17 protein-coding genes are annotated in these 18,852 nt (G+C 39.7%); 13 read left to right on the plus strand and 4 right to left on the minus strand.

Annotated features, from left to right (window positions below; all coding sequences use genetic code 11):
• The first annotated feature begins 53 nt into the window (after nucleotides 1–53).
• The 4 genes from P3L40_RS10635 (at nucleotide 54) to P3L40_RS10650 (ending at nucleotide 4,259) form a co-directional block, all read left to right on the plus strand.
• Nucleotides 54–752, plus strand: a complete 699-nt coding sequence (locus P3L40_RS10635) for a cell envelope biogenesis protein TolA (RefSeq protein ID WP_210853082.1) — start codon at nucleotides 54–56, stop codon at nucleotides 750–752.
• Between the two features lie 417 nt (nucleotides 753–1,169).
• On the plus strand, nucleotides 1,170–2,051 hold the full coding sequence (gene htpX / locus P3L40_RS10640; RefSeq protein ID WP_004253918.1) for a protease HtpX: 882 nt from the start codon (nucleotides 1,170–1,172) through the stop codon (nucleotides 2,049–2,051).
• A gap of 346 nt (nucleotides 2,052–2,397) precedes the next feature.
• A complete protein-coding gene (locus P3L40_RS10645) occupies nucleotides 2,398–3,780 on the plus strand; it encodes an alanine/glycine:cation symporter family protein (RefSeq protein ID WP_094960510.1) in 1,383 nt (460 codons plus the stop codon).
• A 200-nt stretch (nucleotides 3,781–3,980) separates the two neighbouring features.
• Nucleotides 3,981–4,259 carry a hypothetical protein gene (locus P3L40_RS10650; RefSeq protein ID WP_004253921.1) on the plus strand — a complete coding sequence of 93 codons (279 nt, stop codon included), beginning with the start codon at nucleotides 3,981–3,983 and terminating at the stop codon, nucleotides 4,257–4,259.
• A 177-nt stretch (nucleotides 4,260–4,436) separates the two neighbouring features.
• On the opposite strand, the gene P3L40_RS10655 is transcribed toward P3L40_RS10650, so the two are convergent.
• Complete coding sequence (locus P3L40_RS10655) at nucleotides 4,437–4,658, minus strand: DUF2594 family protein (protein WP_004253922.1); 222 nt, start codon at nucleotides 4,656–4,658, stop codon at nucleotides 4,437–4,439.
• A gap of 371 nt (nucleotides 4,659–5,029) precedes the next feature.
• Between P3L40_RS10655 and P3L40_RS10660 the strand changes: the two genes are divergently transcribed.
• The 4 genes from P3L40_RS10660 to P3L40_RS10675 all read left to right on the plus strand — a co-directional run bounded on the left by P3L40_RS10660 (nucleotide 5,030) and on the right by P3L40_RS10675 (nucleotide 9,598).
• Nucleotides 5,030–6,229 carry a sugar transporter gene (locus P3L40_RS10660; RefSeq protein WP_136135292.1) on the plus strand — a complete coding sequence of 400 codons (1,200 nt, stop codon included), beginning with the start codon at nucleotides 5,030–5,032 and terminating at the stop codon, nucleotides 6,227–6,229.
• Between the two features lie 126 nt (nucleotides 6,230–6,355).
• The gene (locus P3L40_RS10665) at nucleotides 6,356–6,688 is read left to right on the plus strand and encodes a DMT family transporter (protein WP_004254027.1); all 333 of its coding nucleotides are present in this window, start codon (nucleotides 6,356–6,358) and stop codon (nucleotides 6,686–6,688) included.
• A gap of 46 nt (nucleotides 6,689–6,734) precedes the next feature.
• Nucleotides 6,735–7,034: a DUF333 domain-containing protein gene (locus P3L40_RS10670; RefSeq protein WP_004254028.1), complete on the plus strand. Its 300-nt coding sequence runs from the start codon at nucleotides 6,735–6,737 to the stop codon at nucleotides 7,032–7,034.
• 281 nt (nucleotides 7,035–7,315) lie between these two features.
• On the plus strand, nucleotides 7,316–9,598 hold the full coding sequence (locus P3L40_RS10675; protein ID WP_196731936.1) for an FdhF/YdeP family oxidoreductase: 2,283 nt from the start codon (nucleotides 7,316–7,318) through the stop codon (nucleotides 9,596–9,598).
• A gap of 58 nt (nucleotides 9,599–9,656) precedes the next feature.
• Here P3L40_RS10675 and dsbB read toward each other — a convergent pair whose 3' ends face one another.
• Both dsbB and nhaB read right to left on the minus strand, forming a co-directional pair.
• Nucleotides 9,657–10,172, minus strand: a complete 516-nt coding sequence (gene dsbB / locus P3L40_RS10680) for a disulfide bond formation protein DsbB (protein ID WP_004254030.1) — start codon at nucleotides 10,170–10,172, stop codon at nucleotides 9,657–9,659.
• Nucleotides 10,173–10,323: 151 nt separating this feature from the next.
• Complete coding sequence (gene nhaB / locus P3L40_RS10685; RefSeq protein ID WP_004254031.1) at nucleotides 10,324–11,874, minus strand: sodium/proton antiporter NhaB; 1,551 nt, start codon at nucleotides 11,872–11,874, stop codon at nucleotides 10,324–10,326.
• Between the two features lie 221 nt (nucleotides 11,875–12,095).
• Between nhaB and fadR the strand changes: the two genes are divergently transcribed.
• From fadR to P3L40_RS10710, 5 genes are all read left to right on the plus strand, one after another.
• Nucleotides 12,096–12,812 carry a fatty acid metabolism transcriptional regulator FadR gene (fadR, locus tag P3L40_RS10690; protein WP_094960513.1) on the plus strand — a complete coding sequence of 239 codons (717 nt, stop codon included), beginning with the start codon at nucleotides 12,096–12,098 and terminating at the stop codon, nucleotides 12,810–12,812.
• 463 nt (nucleotides 12,813–13,275) lie between these two features.
• Nucleotides 13,276–14,577 carry a D-amino acid dehydrogenase gene (locus P3L40_RS10695; protein ID WP_196731937.1) on the plus strand — a complete coding sequence of 434 codons (1,302 nt, stop codon included), beginning with the start codon at nucleotides 13,276–13,278 and terminating at the stop codon, nucleotides 14,575–14,577.
• Nucleotides 14,578–14,638: 61 nt separating this feature from the next.
• Nucleotides 14,639–15,718, plus strand: coding sequence for an alanine racemase (gene alr, locus P3L40_RS10700; protein WP_136135289.1), 1,080 nt, complete (start codon nucleotides 14,639–14,641; stop codon nucleotides 15,716–15,718).
• Nucleotides 15,719–15,943: 225 nt separating this feature from the next.
• A protein-coding gene (locus P3L40_RS10705) for an IS3 family transposase (protein WP_096043117.1) occupies nucleotides 15,944–17,091 on the plus strand; the annotation gives its coding sequence in 2 pieces (ribosomal slippage) (nucleotides 15,944–16,181 and nucleotides 16,181–17,091; 1,149 coding nt in all).
• The gene (locus P3L40_RS10710; protein ID WP_316928036.1) at nucleotides 17,054–17,836 is read left to right on the plus strand and encodes a MipA/OmpV family protein; all 783 of its coding nucleotides are present in this window, start codon (nucleotides 17,054–17,056) and stop codon (nucleotides 17,834–17,836) included. The genes P3L40_RS10705 and P3L40_RS10710 overlap by 38 nt, the downstream gene beginning before the upstream one ends.
• Nucleotides 17,837–17,948: 112 nt before the next feature.
• Here the strand turns inward: P3L40_RS10710 and P3L40_RS10715 are convergent, their stop codons facing one another.
• Nucleotides 17,949–18,830, minus strand: a complete 882-nt coding sequence (locus P3L40_RS10715; protein WP_004254046.1) for a D-hexose-6-phosphate mutarotase — start codon at nucleotides 18,828–18,830, stop codon at nucleotides 17,949–17,951.
• Nucleotides 18,831–18,852 lie beyond the last annotated feature (22 nt).

Consider the following 18,852-nt stretch of genomic DNA (forward strand, 5'->3'; position numbering starts at 1 on the left):
CTTAATTTATCCTAAACTTTTGGTATAGCTTTCCTTAACAACGAGACAATACCATGCGTAAATTATTTGTAGGATTAATGGCAGTTAGTGTAATGATGATTGCATCTATAAATACAGCGAATGCAAGAAATTACCCATGTTCTGGAAGTAAAGGGGGAATAGATCGCTGTGAAGATGGTAAATTTATTTGTAATGATGGTTCAACAAGTCGCTCAGAGCAAGTGTGTACCATAGAATTAAAAAATGATATTAACAGCAAAGCGAAAGCGGCTGGTGCTTCGATTGGTGCAGGTGTTGCTAAGCAATCAAGTAAACCATCGGTTTCTGACTCAATAAAGAGCACGAGTGATAAAGCCAGTAAAACAGCCTCTGATAAAGCAAGCAAAGCCAGTGATAAAGCATCAGATACAGCTAAGACAGTAAAAGAAAAAGCTAGCAAAGCGACAGATAAAGAATCAGCAAAAGCAGTGAAAGAAAAAGCTAGCAAAGCGACAGATAAAGAATCAGTAAAAGCGGTGAAAGAAAAAGCTAGCAAAACAGCAGATAAAGAGCCAGCAAAAGCAGTGAAAGAGAAAGCTAGCAAAACGGCAGATAAAGAGCCAGCAAAAGCAGTGAAAGAGAAAGCTAGCAAAGCGGCAGATAAAGAATCAGCAAAAGCGGTAAAAGAAAAAGCGTCTAAAGCCAAAGATAAAGAAACAGCTAAGACAGCAAAAGAGAAATCAACAAAATCGACTAAAGAGAAAACTAATTAGCGCGAGAACCAAACAACAGACAGCGATAGAACAGAATAGTGCCACTTAATGTGGCATTATTTTTTAATAGAATGGAAGTAAAAGTAAATATTCATTCATTTGGCAAACAATGTGAGTGATAATATAGATAAATACACTAAATTGTTTTTGGTGATTGGCTAACTAGCTTTATCGTTTCAATTACAAATAGCTTTGAATTTAAATGGTTACAAAATGAGCCTTTAAAAACAAATGGTTAAATTCTTACTAAAGAAGTTATCATTTATTTAGAGCATAATGATGAGTTTTGAACGCAGCTATGTAAAGTTATGTTATTTTTTAGGGTTTTCGCGTTAATGCACTTGAAAAAGTGTGAAAAAACCTTATTTATAAAGTAAATTCTACGTATATTTGTTTTTACCAAGGAATACATAAAAAATGATGAGAATTGCTTTATTCTTACTCACAAACTTAGCGGTTATGTTTGTGTTTGGGATAATCCTAAGCTTAACTGGGATCAGAGGTAGTAGTGTCCAAGGCCTCATGATCATGGCTGGCCTATTTGGTTTTGGTGGTGCTTTCATATCACTACTGATGTCCAAATGGATGGCTCTAAAATCAGTGGGTGGTGAGGTTATTGAAACTCCACGTAACCAAACAGAACAGTGGTTAGTATCAACTGTTGAGCGTCAAGCAAAACAAGTTGGAATTCAGATGCCACAAGTGGCTATTTATCATGCTCCAGATATTAACGCGTTTGCAACAGGGGCTCGCCGTGATGCTTCGCTTGTTGCAGTAAGTACTGGGCTATTAGAAAATATGAGTCGTGATGAGGCGGAAGCTGTTATCGCTCATGAAATTAGCCACATCGCGAATGGTGACATGGTGACGATGACCTTATTACAAGGTGTGGTGAACACGTTCGTCATCTTTATTTCACGTATTATCGCACAGGTTGCGGCAGGCTTTATGTCCAACAGTGATAACGAAAGTGAAAGTAGTAATGGTAACCCAATGGTTTATTTTGCGGTTTCTATGGTACTTGAAATCGTCTTCGGTATTTTGGCAAGCATCATTACTATGTGGTTCTCTCGTTATCGTGAGTTCCATGCGGACGCGGGTTCTGCAAAATTAGTCGGCCGTGAAAAGATGATAGCTGCATTGCAACGGTTGAAAACGAGCTATGAGCCACAAGAAGAAGGCCGTTTGATGGCGTTTTGCATCAATGGTCGTGGTAAAGCATTCAGTGAATTATTTTTATCACACCCACCATTAGACAAACGTATTGAAGCATTGCGCTCAGGTGAATATTTAAAATAGCCTAAATAACAGTCTAAAGTTAGCTTTAAATAGACAACGATTTTAGTATCTGCCCAGTAATAATTTAATTACTGGGCATTTTTTATCTATACAATATGATAAATATGCTCCCTCAAAATACCCATTCATAGCTAACAAACTCAATTCTAATTCTGACTCGCAATAAATTGTATTAATAACTGTAATCGATAAATCACAAGTGAGCTTACTCACAATCTTTTATTTTAAATGATGAATTACTGAAAATTTGTTCGCTTTTATTTTACTTTTAATCTTTATTAGATTGATAAGGAATTGTTATGAATTCGATTGTTTTGTTAATTAATATGAATTAATTGGGGGTAGGATGGATTTGATAACTACGTGGTTAAGTGAACTAAATGGAGTGGTTTGGGGAGTACCAATGCTGGTTGGGATCTTAGGCGTTGGTATTTATATGCAAATCCGGCTTGCATTTTTACCGATAAGAAAAATTGGGACAGGTTTTAAGTTATTGTTTCAAAAGAATGAATCACGGGGTGAGGGACAAATATCGCCTTTTAATGCATTAATGACAGCGTTATCGGCAACGATTGGTACAGGGAATATTGCCGGAGTTGCAACCGCAGTGGTCATGGGAGGGCCGGGAGCGTTATTCTGGATGTGGATGACGGCATTGGTAGGAATGGCAACAAAATATTCTGAGGCGGTGTTAGCTGTTCGTTTTCGTGAAGTCGATAAATATGGCCAATATATTGGTGGCCCAATGTACTACATTAAAAATGGATTAGGCCCTAAATGGATTTGGCTGGGAACACTGTTTGCCTTTTTCGGTGCATGTGCCAGTTTTGGTATCGGCAATACGGTACAAGCGAACTCAGTGGCAGATGTGCTAGAAAGTAACTTTGGCGTGCATAAATGGTTGACCGCAGGGGCTTTAGTTTTATTAGTTGGTGCGGTATTGATTGGTGGGCTGCGACGTATTTCTGATGTTGCAGGAAAACTTGTCCCATTTATGACTGTTGCCTATTTTGGCGCGGGGGTCATTGTGCTTGGTATTTATTTTACTGAGATCCCTGCGGCACTTTCTCTGGTTGTTACCTCGGCTTTTAACCCTGTTGCTGCACAAGGTGGGTTTGCGGGGGCTGCTGTATGGGCTGCAATACGCTTTGGGGTTGCACGAGGCGTATTTTCCAATGAAGCAGGTTTGGGGAGTGCGCCTATCGCTCATGCCGCTGCAAAAACACAAAACCCTATTCGCCAAGGACTCATTGCGATGTTAGGGACATTTATTGACACTATCATTGTGTGCTCTGTCACAGGGTTAACTATCATTATTACTGGTGGTTGGCTGACCAGTGAAACAGGCGCGACATTAACCGCATCATCATTCCAAACGGCAATTCCCGGTGGAAATTATATTGTTGCTATCGCATTAGCCGTGTTTGCATTTACCACTATTCTGGGTTGGAGCTTTTATGGCGAAAAATGTGTGCAATATTTATTTGGGTTGCGAGCAATAAAGCCGTACAGAGTTTTATGGCTGATTGCTTTACCTATCGGCGCAACACAATCACTTGATTTTGTTTGGTTGTTGGCAGATACACTAAATGCCATGATGGCGATCCCTAATTTGATTGCCTTGTTACTTTTAAGCCCTGTTGTTTATCGGTTAACACGTGACCATATAAAAGATGTGAACGCAGACAGCATTGATATGGCAAAACAGTTGTACGACAATAAATCATAACCTATTGATAATAAGCTTCATTTTAATAGTGAAGCTTATTATTTCATTAATATCTCTCCTCTCATTCATCAAGCCTATCGATAGGTAATATATAAATCATCTATTTTTATAGGTAAAATTACGGGATGGCGTTAAATGCGCTATGCTTAGAAGAGAAGTTGTAAACCATGCGTATTTTATAAATTAAACAAGGGGATAGAATGGATATTCTGGAGAAAACGTTATTGTTTGGTAATGATTTTTTGACAACGACAAATCCCGCTAGGTTAGTTCCGTTTAAATTTGAGATCTACCGTTCTGAGCAAGGTTTTTACCATCGGATTTATAAGCAAGTTGGTATGTCAGGCGCTAACTTTGGGCAAACGTTTGAAGTGTGGGCTTTTGAAGAACAGAAAAGTTGGGATAAGCAAACCGACGATACAACAGTCGATGAATATATTCAGCATTGCCAAGATATTTATAAACGGAATAATACATAAGTTGTAGAAAAAAAAAGCCCCCTTCATAGGGTTCTGAAGGGGGAGCTAAATGAATAAAGAATGGTTTAATTCATGAACAAAGATAGATGATTTTCATGATTAAAACTTAGTTATTTGTGCAGTTTAAACCACTTTATAGCATGTATATCCTTAAAATAGCATTTATCGCTAAATAATCTATTGGCGATACGCTGTTTTTATCTGTTCTAACGTATTTTTATAGGTTTCTGCCTGTTTTTCGTCTTCCATTTGTGCAACTTCACGTTGCATCTTGACCAAAATCTTACCTGCATCAGCTTGGCCGATAGCTTTTAGCATATGCGTTAATAAGTTTTTTAGGCAAGTAACTTCATCTGCTAAGGTATTAACGTTAGGTTCAGTAGGAAAATGGTTTTTCATTAAAGCGGTCCTTTAAGCATAAAAAATAATAGTGAGATTGTAGCATAGAAAGTAATACGATGTATTTTCAGATAACTGAATGTAATAAACATTCAGATAAATGACTTAAATTTGAACGAATAATGAAACAGAATAGTCGAGAGAATAAAAATAAGCAGACATGATATTGTTCTTGCCAATTAGGCAAAGAGGAGCCTTTATGAGTAATGAAAAAATGTGATACAATTCACATAAAAAGAGTTATTAGCAACCTAGCTTGCTTAGTGACAACTCAATCCTGTATGAAATACCAATATCCTTTCGCAGCAATTTTTACGCACAATTAAACCGTTGTGTATGTTATTTGTGGGAAAGTAAAGGCTAAGAGAAATATGACGCAAGTTTCTAGAAAAACAGCTTGGATCCGTGTAATAGCATTAGCGGTCGCTGCATTTGTTTTTAACACAACAGAGTTTGTGCCTGTAGCATTACTCAGTGATATTGCAAAAAGCTTTGATATGACGGTCGCACATACTGGATTGATGATAACAATCTACGCGTGGGTTGTGGCTTTGATGTCGTTACCTTTAATGCTATTAACCAGTAAAATAGAGCGTCGCAAATTATTAGCTTTTTTATTCGTTATTTTTGTTATTAGCCACATTATTTCAGGGTTTGCGTGGAGTTTTGATATTCTAATAGCAGGGCGTATTGGCGTTGCATTATCCCATGCGGTATTTTGGTCAATTACTGCATCTTTAGCTATTCGGGTTGCTCCTGCAGGTAAAAAAGCCCAAGCTCTTGGGTTATTAGCAACGGGGACCGCTTTAGCGACAGTATTAGGGCTTCCCCTTGGTCGAGTGGTTGGGCAGTTTTTAGGCTGGCGGGCGACGTTTTTAGGTATTGGTATCATTGCATTGTTTACTATGGTTGTGTTGATCCGTTTTTTACCTCGTTTACCAAGTGAACATTCTGGTTCGTTAAAAAGTGTTCCTATGCTATTCCAACGGCCTGCACTCGTAGGAATGTTCGCATTAACTGTTTTAGCTGTTACCGCACATTTTACAGCTTACAGCTATATTGAACCTTTTGTTCGAGAGGTTGCATTGCAAAGCCAAAATTTTGCTACTTTACTACTACTGATTTTTGGTGGTGCCGGTATTTTCGGAAGCGTAATATTTAGTCGTTACAGCAGCAAGTTTTCATTATCATTTTTACCTGCAGCAATCGCATTTATGACGATTTGTTTATTATTGCTGATGCCATTAGGTAGAGATGTTTGGTCTTTGGTTATGTTATCAGTGTTCTGGGGAATGGCGATGATGTGCATTGGCTTAGGGATGCAAGTTAAGGTGATTGATTTATCTCCAGATGCTACTGACTTGGCAATGTCAATTTTCTCTGGAATTTTTAATATTGGTATTGGCGCTGGTGCGCTGTTAGGTAACCAAGTTATTGTTCATTTCGGGATGACTAAAATTGGTTATATTGGTGGTACGATCGGTCTGATAGCCTTTGCTTTATGTGTTTATCTATTCAAGCGCTATAGTGAATCTCTTACTGATAGAATAGACGTAGCTACAAATCATTAACTCGTCTTAGCACCATGAAGTAGATATAAAAGCTCTGTGTCATTTTCAGGATAGACAGAGCTTTTTTGTTGTATATAGGAAAATAATAAGTTTCATTATTACTAATTCTAATAATAAGGAAAGGCGATGAAGGGTTTGGGTTTTTTGTTGATGTCTATTATTGCAGAAGTCATTGCGACGACAACATTGAAAGCATCTGATGGTTTTAGTCGTTTTTGGCCGTCTTTGATTGTTATTGTTGGCTATGCTGTCTCTTTTTGGGGGCTTTCGCAGGTAGTAAAAACAATGCCATTGGGTATTGCTTATGCAATTTGGTCAGGTTTAGGGATCGTGTTGGTTTCCGTCGCTGCAATTTATATTTACAACCAAAAACTCGATTTACCTGCAATTATTGGTATGCTATTAATTATTATTGGTGTTTTAGTCATCAATTTATTTTCAAAAAGCGGCGGGCACTAAACAGTTGGTGCAAAATGTTCAGGTAGCATGATAGGAGAAGCAGGGAATGAGGCATAGGGTTAATCATTTTTTTCAGCCAATAATAGCAATGTCACTTATTGGCGTTATATCTGTCATGTTATCTGCGTGTGGTAGTTCAAACGTGGATAAATCGGTGGAACATTCTGCGAGTCAGTATGCTCAACAAGTGGTCAATTTAGGCCCCGGTGCACAAGAAGCTTGTATGTCAGCGGGTGGGTTGCCCGCACTCACATTAGAATTAAATGGGTCACAAACTGCAGTATGCCAATTTGCGAATGGTAAACGTTGTGCTGTTGACATTATACAATCTGGCTCTTGTATATAACTCTTCTTTTTATGAAGTTAATTAATTTTCTTTTAATGGAAAGTTAATTAACTTCATGCATTTATTATAACTGAATGTTAAATTAATATTCATCATTTCTTTTTTTATTTATATTCTAATTACTCATTTATAAATCATCTAATTATGAACATCTATTTAAGTGTTTATTTTAATTATTGATATTTAACGGCGAAGTTACTAATATTAAATAATAAAGAAAAATTTAAATAATTATAAAAGCATATATAAAGACATTTCCATTTATTAAAGAGTAATGCCTAATGAAAAAGAAAATTGAAGAGTATGATGGCCCCGCTGCGGGTTGGGGGGCTGTAAAAGCAGTTGCAGAAGCTTTACGTGGCCAAATGAAAGTAGGACACGATATCATTGCAATGTTTGAAATGAATAAGGTGGATGGCTTTGATTGCCCTGGCTGTGCGTGGCCTGACCCTGTACATACAGCATCATTTGATATTTGTGAAAATGGTGCAAAAGCAATTGCTTGGGAAGCAACATCTAAAAAAACAACCCCAGAATTTTTTTCTAAATATACTGTAACAGAATTACTCGAATGGGATGACTTTCATTTAGAAGATGAAGGGCGTTTAACTCACCCCATGAAATATAATTCACAAACAGACAAATATGAACCTATCGAATGGGAAGAGGCCTTTGAGCAAATAGGTACGCGTTTACAAAGTTATTCAGACCCAAATACCGTTGAATTTTATACCTCCGGTCGGACTTCAAATGAAGCCGCATTCTTATATCAATTACTGGCTCGTGAATATGGAACAAATAATTTTCCAGATTGTTCAAATATGTGCCATGAGCCAACGAGTGTTGGTCTTGCTAACTCTATTGGTGTCGGTAAGGCGACGGTATTATTAGACGATTTTGATAAAGCGGATTTAGTTATTTGTATAGGTCATAACCCGGGGACTAACCACCCGAGGATGTTGAGCTCATTGCGTGAAGTTTCTAAACGCGGCGCAAAGATCATTGCAATAAACCCTTTAAGAGAGCGTGGTCTTGAGCGTTTTACCTATCCACAAGACGTGTTAGAAATGCTGACGCTAGAATCTACACCTTTAGCGGGGCACTATTATAAAGTTCGTGTTGGTGGAGACACTGCGTTACTTAAAGGGGTTATGAAGTTATTGATTGAAAAGCACCAAGCCGCAGTAGATGCAGGAAAAGAGCCTATTCTCGATACTGATTTTATATCAACTCATACACAGGGTTATGAAGCTTTAAAAAATGACTTACTGACAACAAGCTGGAAGGATATTTTAAGGGTTTCTGGCTTGCCACGCGAGTCTATCGAAGAGATTGCAGACCTTTATATTGAAGCAAAAAGCACCATTATTTGTTATGGCATGGGGATCACTCAGCACGAACATGGTACGCAGAATGTTCAGCAATTAGTCAATTTGCTGCTACTTAAGGGTAATATTGGTCGGGAAGGTGCGGGTATCTGCCCATTGCGTGGCCACTCAAATGTGCAAGGTGATAGAACCGTTGGCATTACAGAAAAACCGTCAAAAAGCTTTTTAGACAAAATTGAACAACGATTTGGTTTTAAACCACCAAGCGAATTCGGTCATGCTGCAGTCGCGAGCATGCAAGCCATTTCTGAAGGAAAAGCGAATGCTTTAATTTGCATGGGAGGAAATTTAGCAGTTGCGATGCCAGATAAAGACGCTTGTTTTGCTGGTATGAAAAAGCTTGATTTAGCGGTTCATACTGCAACTAAACTAAATCGCTCCCATTTATTAACAGCTAAGCAAACATTCTTATTACCCGTATTGGGTCGCAGTGAAATAGACAGACAAAGCAGTGGTGTGCAATGTGTTACTGTAGAAGACTCAATGTCGATGGTTCACGCATCAAAAGGTTTACTTAAACCATGTAGCCCTTACCTTAAATCTGAGTGTGCGATAATCGCAGGAATAGCTAAAGCGGCAATACCTCAGAGTAAAGTCGAATGGGATGATTTTATCGGTAACTATGACTTGATCCGTGACGCAATGGAGGCGGTATTACCTGGCTTTGATGATTACAATGCACGTATTAAAATACCGGGAGGATTTCACCTGACAAACGCTGCTTCTGAGCGTCGTTGGTTAACTCAATCAGGTAAAGCTAATTTTGTACCGACAGAAGGCGTTATTGAAGACCCGAATTCAGCAGTAAACAGTGAATTGATTTTGGCAACATTACGCAGCCATGACCAGTATAATACTACAATTTATGGGCTAAATGACCGATACCGTGGTGTGTTTGGGCAACGAGATGTTGTTTTCATCAGTGGTGCAGAAGCCCAAAAACAGAAGTTACAGGCGGGAGATAAAGTGAATCTCATCGCATTAGACCGTGAACAAAAACCGACAAAACGCCGTTTAGATAACCTCACTGTGGTGATCTATGATATGGCAGACCGAAGTGTTGCCACTTATTTCCCTGAAGCCAATAATTTAATTTCATTAGATAATTTCGACCCGCAATGTGGTATTCCTGCGTATAAAAATATCCCTGTGAAATTAGAGAGAGTCATTCAATAGATAGATGTTATTGTTTAGGAACCCCAAATGTTGAATTTAACATTTGGGGTTTTAAAGATTATTTTTTGGCTGGGAAGAATTGGCTGATGATAACAATGATTGCAACTAAGAGATAAGCCGCGAAGATACCAATTAACCATTGTGGCATATCAAGCCCTAAGAATGCCCATTGCCTAACGGCACAGTCACCTGTTGCTTCAAACACTGCAGGGACCCACTCTTGTAATGGTAACCAATCAGGGAAATTAACGAAAAAATCGCAAGAAGCAAATGGAGAAGGATAAAGTTGTAGCATGGTATGTTCCCATGCAAGGTCTAAGCCACGCCAAGCAGAGTAAACCCAAATAAGAATTGCTACCCAGCGTATTACCATATTCCGTGGTGCTATTGCCCCAATTAAGCCAGCAACCATAATGCCAAGTAATGCAACACGTTCATAGACACACATAACACAGGGTTGTAGCTTCATCACATGTTGAAAATATAAGGCCGCACACTCGAGCATAAAGGCAATAAAGGCCATGAGTAGCCAAGCGCCTCTCCCTTGCGAGCAGTAGTTAAAAAATCTGAACATACTTAGTATCCTAATTGAGTAATGCGCACATTTTGCCTCTATCAGCTCGATAAAAAAAGCAATTAAAGTGAAATAATGCAATTTCAGATAAGGCTTTACCTAACATTACAATTAGCCATATTGGTATATGGCTAATTGTTTTAAAGTATAGTTACTGAGCGAATGTAATCAAACCGATACTTTCCATCCAATGAGTGATTGGTACTAGCCAGAGCTCTACCCCTAATAACCCGACAATAGTCATTACGATGGTATATGGAAGAGCCATCCAAACCATACGGCCGTAGGATAAACGGATTAGTGGAGATAACGCTGAGGTTAATAAGAATAAGAAAGCAGCTTGCCCATTAGGTGTTGCAACAGAAGGCAGGTTAGTACCTGTATTAATTGCTACGGCTAAGAATTGGTATTGTTCCATTGATACCAAACCTTCATTCGCTGCTTTTAAGGCTTCAGTAATGTAAACAGTCCCTACGAATACGTTATCTGATACGGCAGAGAGTAGGCCATTAAATAGATAGAATAATGATAATTGTGACGACTCAGAGGATTGCAGCACAAACTGAATAAATGGGGTGAATAGTTGTTGGTCAATGATTACGGCTACAATACTAAAGAAGACAGTTAATAATGCGGTAAAGGGTAACGCTTCCTCGAAGGCTTTCCCCAACGCATGTTCTTCTGTGATACCACAAAATGCGGTCGTTAGCACGATAACAGAAAGACCAATAAGGCCAACTTCCGCTAAATGGAAAGCAAGAGCAACGATTAGCCACACGCCAATTAAGCCCTGAACGACTAACTGTGCAAGATCTCTTTTGGTACGTTTAGCCGTCAGTTTTTTATCGTGCTCAGTCAAAATTTGACGTACAGAGTCAGGAAGTTCAGCACCGTAACCAAATAGCTTGAACTTTTCAACAACAAAACAGACAACCAAACCACAAATAAAAACAGGTATGGTCACAGGAGCCATACGAATATAAAAAGTAATGAAGTCCCAATTAACATGCTTTGCAATGATAAGGTTTTGTGGTTCACCAACCATGGTCATGACACCACCAAGCGCGGTACCAATACCGGCATGCATCATTAAGCTACGTAAAAATGCCCTAAATTGCTCAAGGGTTTGCTTTTGTTCCGCACTATTAATGAAACCATCATTTTGTAGGTCAGTGTTGCTGGGCTGGTTAGAGGCATATTGGTGATAGATAGAATAAAAGCCAATTGAGACGCTAATGACGACGGCAATAACGGTTAATGCGTCTAAAAATGCGGATAAAAATGCACTTGCCATACAAAAAGCAAGGGAAAGAATACGTTTAGACCGCACGTTTATCAACAGTTTGGTGAAAACAAATAACAGTAATTGCTTCATGAAGTAGATACCAGCTACCATAAAAATCAGTAACAGGATAACTTCAAGGTTATTGCTAATTTCATGTGAAATTTGGGCAGGGGTGGTCATACCAATAATAACGGCTTCTATGGCTAAAAGACCACCTGGCTGCAATGGGTAACATTTAAGAGCCATTGCTAATGTGAATATGAATTCAACAACTAATAGCCAGCCTGCGACGAAGGGGCTGATGAAGTAAAAGATAATAGGGTTAATTATTAAAAATACAATAATTGCTAATTTGTACCAATCAGGCGAATTTCCCAGGAAATTTTTCAAAAAAGCAGTTTTTAAACTAAAATCCATTATGATTCGTTATCCTCTTTTATGCGGATGTCGTGTATTGTGCTATACATACTACTCTTATCTTTTGCGGATTTTAAGCTTATTTGCTAATTGAGAGCTTATGAATTATATGGAAATTCTATGATTTGCCTCACTCTTTATTTTTAGTCTAACTATATCAGACGATGACAATCTGGTATGATTTGCCCAATATCCGTCTAAATGTTTGGAATAATAAAAATATGGTTATTAAAGCTCAAAGTCCGGCTGGTTTCGCGGAAGAGTATATTATTGAGAGCATATGGAACAACCGCTTTCCACCAGGTTCAATTTTACCCGCAGAGCGTGAGCTTTCGGAATTAATTGGTGTGACACGAACAACCTTACGTGAAGTGTTACAGCGCTTGGCTCGGGACGGTTGGCTAACCATTCAGCATGGTAAACCAACTAAAGTGAATAACTATTGGGAAACGTCTGGTCTAAATATTTTGGAGACATTGGCTAGGCTAGATCACGATAGGGTGCCCCAGCTAATCGATAATTTATTGGCAGTACGTACCAATATCGCTGCTATTTTTATCCGTACAGCCTTTCGAAATAACCCCGAGAAATCAATAGAAGTATTAGCTGAGCGGGAAAAAGTTGAAGATAATTCAGATGCATTTAGTGATTTGGATTATAACATTTTTCGTGGTCTTGCATTTGCATCCGGTAACCCGATCTATGGCTTGATTATTAACGGCTTAAAAGGGCTTTATACCCGTGTTGGTCGCTATTATTTTTCGAACCCAGAAGCTAGGCGTTTAGCGTTAAATTTCTATCAACAATTAAGCCATCTTTGTCGTGAACAAGCCTATGACCGTATTATGGATTGTGTGCGTAATTATGGAAAAGAAAGTGGAATAATTTGGCATAGTATGCAAAGCAATATGCCTTCAGATTTAGCTCAAAGCCGCTAATTAATTAGCGGTGATACATTTAAGGCCAGCATGTTGCATTGAATCTGCATGCTGGTTTTTTTTATCGTTAATGATTGACAGTTTTTAGTCACATAGCCACCGAATACGCAAATGAAGCGGAAAAACCAATTTTTATTGGTTTTTTGAAATTTAATACTGACAAACACCCTCGAATTGGTTTAATAAAATAAACATATTTTATTGGGCGCATCACTTGAATCGATAGAAAACTCTGAATTAACAAAATAGATAAATTGCCATTATTTTATCCAATTGAATTATAAGAATTTAAATTTATGCTTAAATTTTAGTCTGGTATTTAATATCGACATGTAAAACAAATGTGATGAAATTTAAATTTTTTAACTTTATTGTTAAAAGTGTTAATCCACCACATTGGCAAATAATTTCTAGAATATTATCCTAAAATAAATGATGCATATTTTTATTTTGCGGGGAAGCTATGAAAATTCTAGTGTTAGGTGCGGGAGTGATCGGTGTAACAACAGCATGGTATTTAGCACAAGAAGGGCACGAAGTGCTGGTGGTGGATAGACAACATGATGTAGCAGAGGAAACAAGCGCAGCAAATGCAGGGCAAGTATCCCCTGGCTATGCAACCCCATGGGGGGCTCCTGGTATCCCCCTTAAAGCCGTGAAATGGATGTTTGAAAAACATGCACCCTTGGCAATACGTCCAGATGGTACGTTATTTCAACTGCGTTGGATGTGGCAGATGCTAAAAAACTGCGATATCCAACATTATGCGATGAATAAAAGCCGTATGGTGCGCATTGCAGAATACAGCCGTGATTGTATTCGCCAATTAAGAGTGGATACAGGCATTGAATATGAAGCTCGCCAAGGTGGCACCTTACAGCTTTTTCGTACTGCAGAGCAGTTTGATAATGCAGCGAATGATATTGCGGTCTTACAGCAAGAAGGTGTTCCATTCGAGTTATTGACGTCTAATGAATTAGTTAAAGCGGAACCTGCGTTAGAGTTTGTCAAGCACAAGCTTACAGGGGGGTTGCGATTACCCAATGATGAAACAGGGGATTGCCAGCAGTTCACCAAAAAACTGGCTAAAATGGCGGAAAATGCGGGAGTCCAATTCAAATTTGGTAGCCGGATTGAACAGATTTTAACCGAAGGTAACAAAGTTAGCGGCGTTAAAATAGATGGTGAAATTTTGCAAGCGGACCGATATGTAGTAGCGATGGGCTCTTATTCCACCTCAATGCTACAACGTCTGGTTCAAATTCCGGTTTACCCACTCAAAGGCTATTCATTGACGATGCCAATTATTGATGAACAGCGTGCCCCAATGTCTACTATCTTGGATGAAACATACAAAATTGCAGTAACGCGGTTTGACAAGCGTATTCGTGTCGGTGGAATGGCTGAAGTCGTTGGGTTTAATTTGAATATCCTGAAAAAACGCTGCGAAACATTAAAAATGGTGGTACAAGATTTATATCAAGGCGGTGGTGATATTGCACAAGCGCAATTTTGGACGGGGCTGCGCCCAATGACACCGGATGGTACCCCAATAGTTGGGCCGACTGCATACAGTAATTTATATTTAAATACAGGGCATGGGACGCTGGGCTGGACAATGGCTTGTGGTGCAGGAAAACTGCTAGCAGATTTAATTTCAGGGAACACACCAGAGATAGCGTCTGATGATTTATCGGTATTTAGGTACCTTGATGGCTTTAATACCAAACTGGTTACTCATGGTGATTTAACTCCAGCACGTTAAGCGTTTGATGTTTTGGCATCATTGTAATTTTAGAATTAATTAAATGTACTAAGGAATTAAAATGCCGCGCCCTATAAGTGCTGTTATTCATCTACAAAATTTACAACATAATTTGGCTATTGTACGGCAACATGTTGGAAAATCGAAAATTTGGTCAGTCATGAAAGCAGACGGTTATGGTCACGGTATCAAGCAGATTTGGCCGGCATTAAAAGAAACGGATGGCTTTGGGGTATTAGATTTTGATGAGGCCATTTTATTGCGAAAAGAAGGGTGGAAAGGGCCAATTCTATTGTTAGAAGGTTTTTTTCAGCCACAAGACTTACAATTGATTGACCAGTATAATTTAACAACCAGCGTTCATAGTGAGTGGCAATTGTTTGCTATTGAAAATGCACAATTATCATCACCTATTTCAGTCTATATAAAACTAAATAGCGGCATGAATCGATTAGGTTTTTCACCGAGCGAATACGAAAGTGTGGTTCAACGGTTATCTAAAATGTCGAATGTACGCAGTTTAACGTTAATGAGTCACTTTGCTAATTCAGATACCAAAACGGGCGTTACTGAACCTTTTCAACAAATCCAGCAATTTGAACACTTATCTTTAGAAACCTGTATCGCAAATTCAGGGGCAACACTGTGGCATAAACACACACAATATGATTGGATTCGTACAGGTATTTTGCTGTATGGCGCTTCTCCAAGTGGAAAATCTACTGATATATCTGGGTTGAACTTGAAGGCGGCGATGACCTTACAGTCAGAAGTGATCGCTATCCATGAAATTCCAGCAGGTCAATCAATTGGTTATGGTAGCCGGTTTACATCGACTAAACCTATGCGTATTGCGACAGTAGCGTGTGGTTATGCAGATGGGTACCCTAGACATGCTGCCAATGGAACGCCTGTATGGTGCAAAGAAAAGCGTTGTGCGCTACTGGGGGCTGTTTCAATGGATATGCTGACAATTGATATCAGTGACTGTGGCGATGTTAAGCTTGGTGAGCGAGTGGAGTTATGGGGGCAAAACTTACCGGTTGATGAGGTTGCACAAGCTGCGGGGACAATTGGTTATGAGCTACTTTGTGCGCTAGCAAAAAGAGTTCCTGTTTCTTATGAAAATAAAGTAGAATAAATATTAATCAGTCACGCTAAAAACAGTTAAAATTTAGCTTTAAATGTGATTTCGATTAAGCATATTGGGATTATAGCTATATTGTTATAACATATAGCTGTGATCTATTTCTCATTATTTTTAGGTTGAATATATGTCAAAAGCAATTAAATTAACGACACTTGAATCGCCACGGGTTTAACAGACACCTCAGAGTCATTTAAGATGGCTTAAAGAGAGGTGCCCATGAGCGGTAAGCGTTATCCCGAAGAGTTTAAAATTGAAGCAGTCAAACAGGTTGTTGATCGCGGTTATTCTGTTGCCAGCGTTGCAACACGTCTCGATATCACCACCCACAGCCTTTACGCCTGGATAAAGAAGTACGGTCCGGATTCTTCCACTAATAAAGAACAGTCAGATGCTCAGGCCGAGATCCGCCGTCTCCAGAAAGAGCTGAAGCGGGTTACCGACGAACGGGACATATTAAAAAAAGCCGCGGCGTACTTCGCAAAGCTGTCCGACTGAGGTACGCCTTTATCCGTGACAACACCTGTTGCTGGCCTGTTCGCCTGCTCTGTCGGGTGCTGGATGTTCATCCCAGTGGTTTTTACGCCTGGCTTCAGCAGCCGCATTCACAACGCCATCAGGCAGACCTAAGACTTACAGGACAGATTAAACAGTTCTGGCTGGAATCGGGATGCATCTATGGTTATCGCAAAATCCATCTGGATCTGCGGGACAGCGGGCAACAGTGCGGAGTGAACAGAGTCTGGCGACTGATGAAACGTGTCGGGATAAAGGCTCAGGTTGGATACCGGAGCCCGCGAGCACGTAAAGGCGAAGCCAGTATCGTGTCGCCCAACAGGCTCCAGCGACAGTTCAATCCGGATGCTCCGGATGAGCGTTGGGTAACGGACATAACCTACATCAGGACCCACGAAGGCTGGCTGTATCTTGCCGTGGTTGTTGATCTGTTCTCACGCAAAATTATCGGCTGGTCCATGCAATCCCGGATGACAAAGGACATTGTCCTGAACGCACTGCTGATGGCTGTATGGCGGCGTAATCCCCAAAAACAGGTGCTGGTTCATTCGGATCAGGGCAGTCAATACACAAGCCATGAGTGGCAGTCGTTCCTGAAATCACACGGCCTGGAGGGCAGCATGAGCCGTCGCGGTAACTGCCATGATAATGCGGTTGCAGAAAGCTTTTTCCAGTTGTTGAAACGCGAACGGATAAAGAAAAAGCTCTACGGAACGCGGGAAGAAGCCCGCAGCGATATTTTTGATTACATCGAAATGTTTTATAACAGTAAGCGTCGGCATGGTTCTAGCGATCAGATGTCACCGACAGAATATGAAAACCAGTATTATCAACGGCTCGGAAGTGTCTAGATTATCCGTGGCGATTCAACTTGCGGTGGCTTTGAGTGTGTTATCTGGGGCCGCCTTTGCAGGAACTTGGTCAGTTGGTGGTTCAGTATTAGCACAGTCAACACCTTATAAAGGAATTAAGAGCCGTGATTATGTCACGCCAGTGCCTATAGTTAATTATGATAGTGAGAATTTCTATTTTCATACATTAGCAGCTGGTTATTATTTATGGAATGATACACAAGACCAGTTATCATTGGATGCTTATTATTACCCACAATTTTTTAAACCTAAAGACAATGATGATAAAGCAATGCGTGAGTTAGACCGTCGCCGTGATACGGTGATGACCGGTCTGACTTATCGTCATAAAGCTGATTGGGGTACACTAAGAACGAATATATCTGGTGATATCTTAGGTATCAGTAATGGTATTCGTGGTGAGTTTGCCTACCTGTATGGCTTTGAAGGTGACAAATGGTCAATCACTCCGGGCCTTGGTGTTAAATGGGATAGTAAGAACCAAAACCGTTATGAATATGGCGTGTCTTCAAAAGAATCACGTAATAGCGGTTTAAAACGTTATAACCCAGGTTCAAGTTGGACACCATACATTGAAGTGACAGGAAATTACCGCTTTGATGAAAATTGGACTGTATTCGCAATGGGCCGTGTTGACCGTCTACCAAGTGAAGTGAAAGATAGCCCAATGGTAAATAAAGATGTTTCCGCCATTATGTGGACAGGTGTCACTTACACATTCTAAGTTTGTGATAGAAAATTAAATTAATTAGCCCCTGATATTCTTACAATTATCAGGGGCTAATTTTATCTATCTAGTTATCTACCTAGAAAATTTATATTCTTAGAATGGATAATTAATCTTGCGGCTTATTATCGCGACTGACCATCACTAAAGAAAGACGAGCAGGGTGTTGTGCTTCACTTTTCATCGGGACGTTGATCCTTGCCGTTTCTACACAAACCATTTGTTTGTACCCATTATTTGGCATGTCATCCATGCTACATGATAATTCTGCCCAAGGGTTCCAACAGACAACATCACTATTATGGTAATGGTGAATTTCTATTGTACGTGCCCAGCCATCATCACGTAATAAGCTGTATTCTTCCGGTTCTGAATAAATACGATCGGTGTGCTTATTAAATTTGAGTGGTTCATTCACATAAGCTTCTTTATCTGCGACTTTATCGAAGTAGTGGCCGCCTAACCCATAGACGGTGGCTTTTTGGATATCACTGATATTGAAATAACTATGCAATGCGGCAGTCGTTTCGAAATCTCCATAACTTTCTAATTCAAGTTCACATGTTTCCCCAAGTTTCATACGTAAGATCAGGGTGAACTCATGGGGCCATAATTTACGGGTATAGTCGGTATCCGTTAACGTGAAGGTTAAAATAACACCATCTTCATGTTCATTATGTGCGGTGAATTGCCAAGGTAAAATTCGTGCAAAACCATGACTAGGACTGGCAACAGGACCGAACCAAGGCCAACAAATAGGAATACCACCGCGAATAGCAACGCCTTCTTTAAAGGCACTTTCTGAACTTAGCCATAAGCAAGGTTTTTGCCCCGCGGGTTGCCAATCAATAAGTTGAGCGCCTTGTAAACTGACAGCACCACGTACTTTGGGATGTGAAATAACAATAAGTGGGAGCTCATCGAGTTGGCGTTGAGTAATGTAAGCAGAGACTTGTTTAATGACTGGTAGTGCAAAAAGTTTGTCGTGCATGGTATTAGGCCTGTGTTCATTC

Origin of the sequence: Providencia sp. PROV040 (assembly GCF_032706145.1) — a bacterium.
Lineage (GTDB): Bacteria > Pseudomonadota > Gammaproteobacteria > Enterobacterales > Enterobacteriaceae > Providencia > Providencia hangzhouensis.

Excerpts from the sequence above, each read along its gene's own strand:
- P3L40_RS10635 (WP_210853082.1), top strand. The coding sequence starts at position 54 with ATGCGTAAATTATTTGTAGGATTAATGGCAGTTAGTGTAATGATGATT.
- htpX (WP_004253918.1), top strand. The coding sequence starts at position 1,170 with ATGATGAGAATTGCTTTATTCTTACTCACAAACTTAGCGGTTATGTTT.
- P3L40_RS10645 (WP_094960510.1), top strand. The coding sequence starts at position 2,398 with ATGGATTTGATAACTACGTGGTTAAGTGAACTAAATGGAGTGGTTTGG.
- P3L40_RS10650 (WP_004253921.1), top strand. The coding sequence starts at position 3,981 with ATGGATATTCTGGAGAAAACGTTATTGTTTGGTAATGATTTTTTGACA.
- P3L40_RS10655 (WP_004253922.1), bottom strand. The coding sequence starts at position 4,658 with ATGAAAAACCATTTTCCTACTGAACCTAACGTTAATACCTTAGCAGAT.
- P3L40_RS10660 (WP_136135292.1), top strand. The coding sequence starts at position 5,030 with ATGACGCAAGTTTCTAGAAAAACAGCTTGGATCCGTGTAATAGCATTA.
- P3L40_RS10665 (WP_004254027.1), top strand. The coding sequence starts at position 6,356 with ATGAAGGGTTTGGGTTTTTTGTTGATGTCTATTATTGCAGAAGTCATT.
- P3L40_RS10670 (WP_004254028.1), top strand. The coding sequence starts at position 6,735 with ATGAGGCATAGGGTTAATCATTTTTTTCAGCCAATAATAGCAATGTCA.
- P3L40_RS10675 (WP_196731936.1), top strand. The coding sequence starts at position 7,316 with ATGAAAAAGAAAATTGAAGAGTATGATGGCCCCGCTGCGGGTTGGGGG.
- dsbB (WP_004254030.1), bottom strand. The coding sequence starts at position 10,172 with ATGTTCAGATTTTTTAACTACTGCTCGCAAGGGAGAGGCGCTTGGCTA.
- nhaB (WP_004254031.1), bottom strand. The coding sequence starts at position 11,874 with ATGGATTTTAGTTTAAAAACTGCTTTTTTGAAAAATTTCCTGGGAAAT.
- fadR (WP_094960513.1), top strand. The coding sequence starts at position 12,096 with ATGGTTATTAAAGCTCAAAGTCCGGCTGGTTTCGCGGAAGAGTATATT.
- P3L40_RS10695 (WP_196731937.1), top strand. The coding sequence starts at position 13,276 with ATGAAAATTCTAGTGTTAGGTGCGGGAGTGATCGGTGTAACAACAGCA.
- alr (WP_136135289.1), top strand. The coding sequence starts at position 14,639 with ATGCCGCGCCCTATAAGTGCTGTTATTCATCTACAAAATTTACAACAT.
- P3L40_RS10710 (WP_316928036.1), top strand. The coding sequence starts at position 17,054 with ATGAAAACCAGTATTATCAACGGCTCGGAAGTGTCTAGATTATCCGTG.
- P3L40_RS10715 (WP_004254046.1), bottom strand. The coding sequence starts at position 18,830 with ATGCACGACAAACTTTTTGCACTACCAGTCATTAAACAAGTCTCTGCT.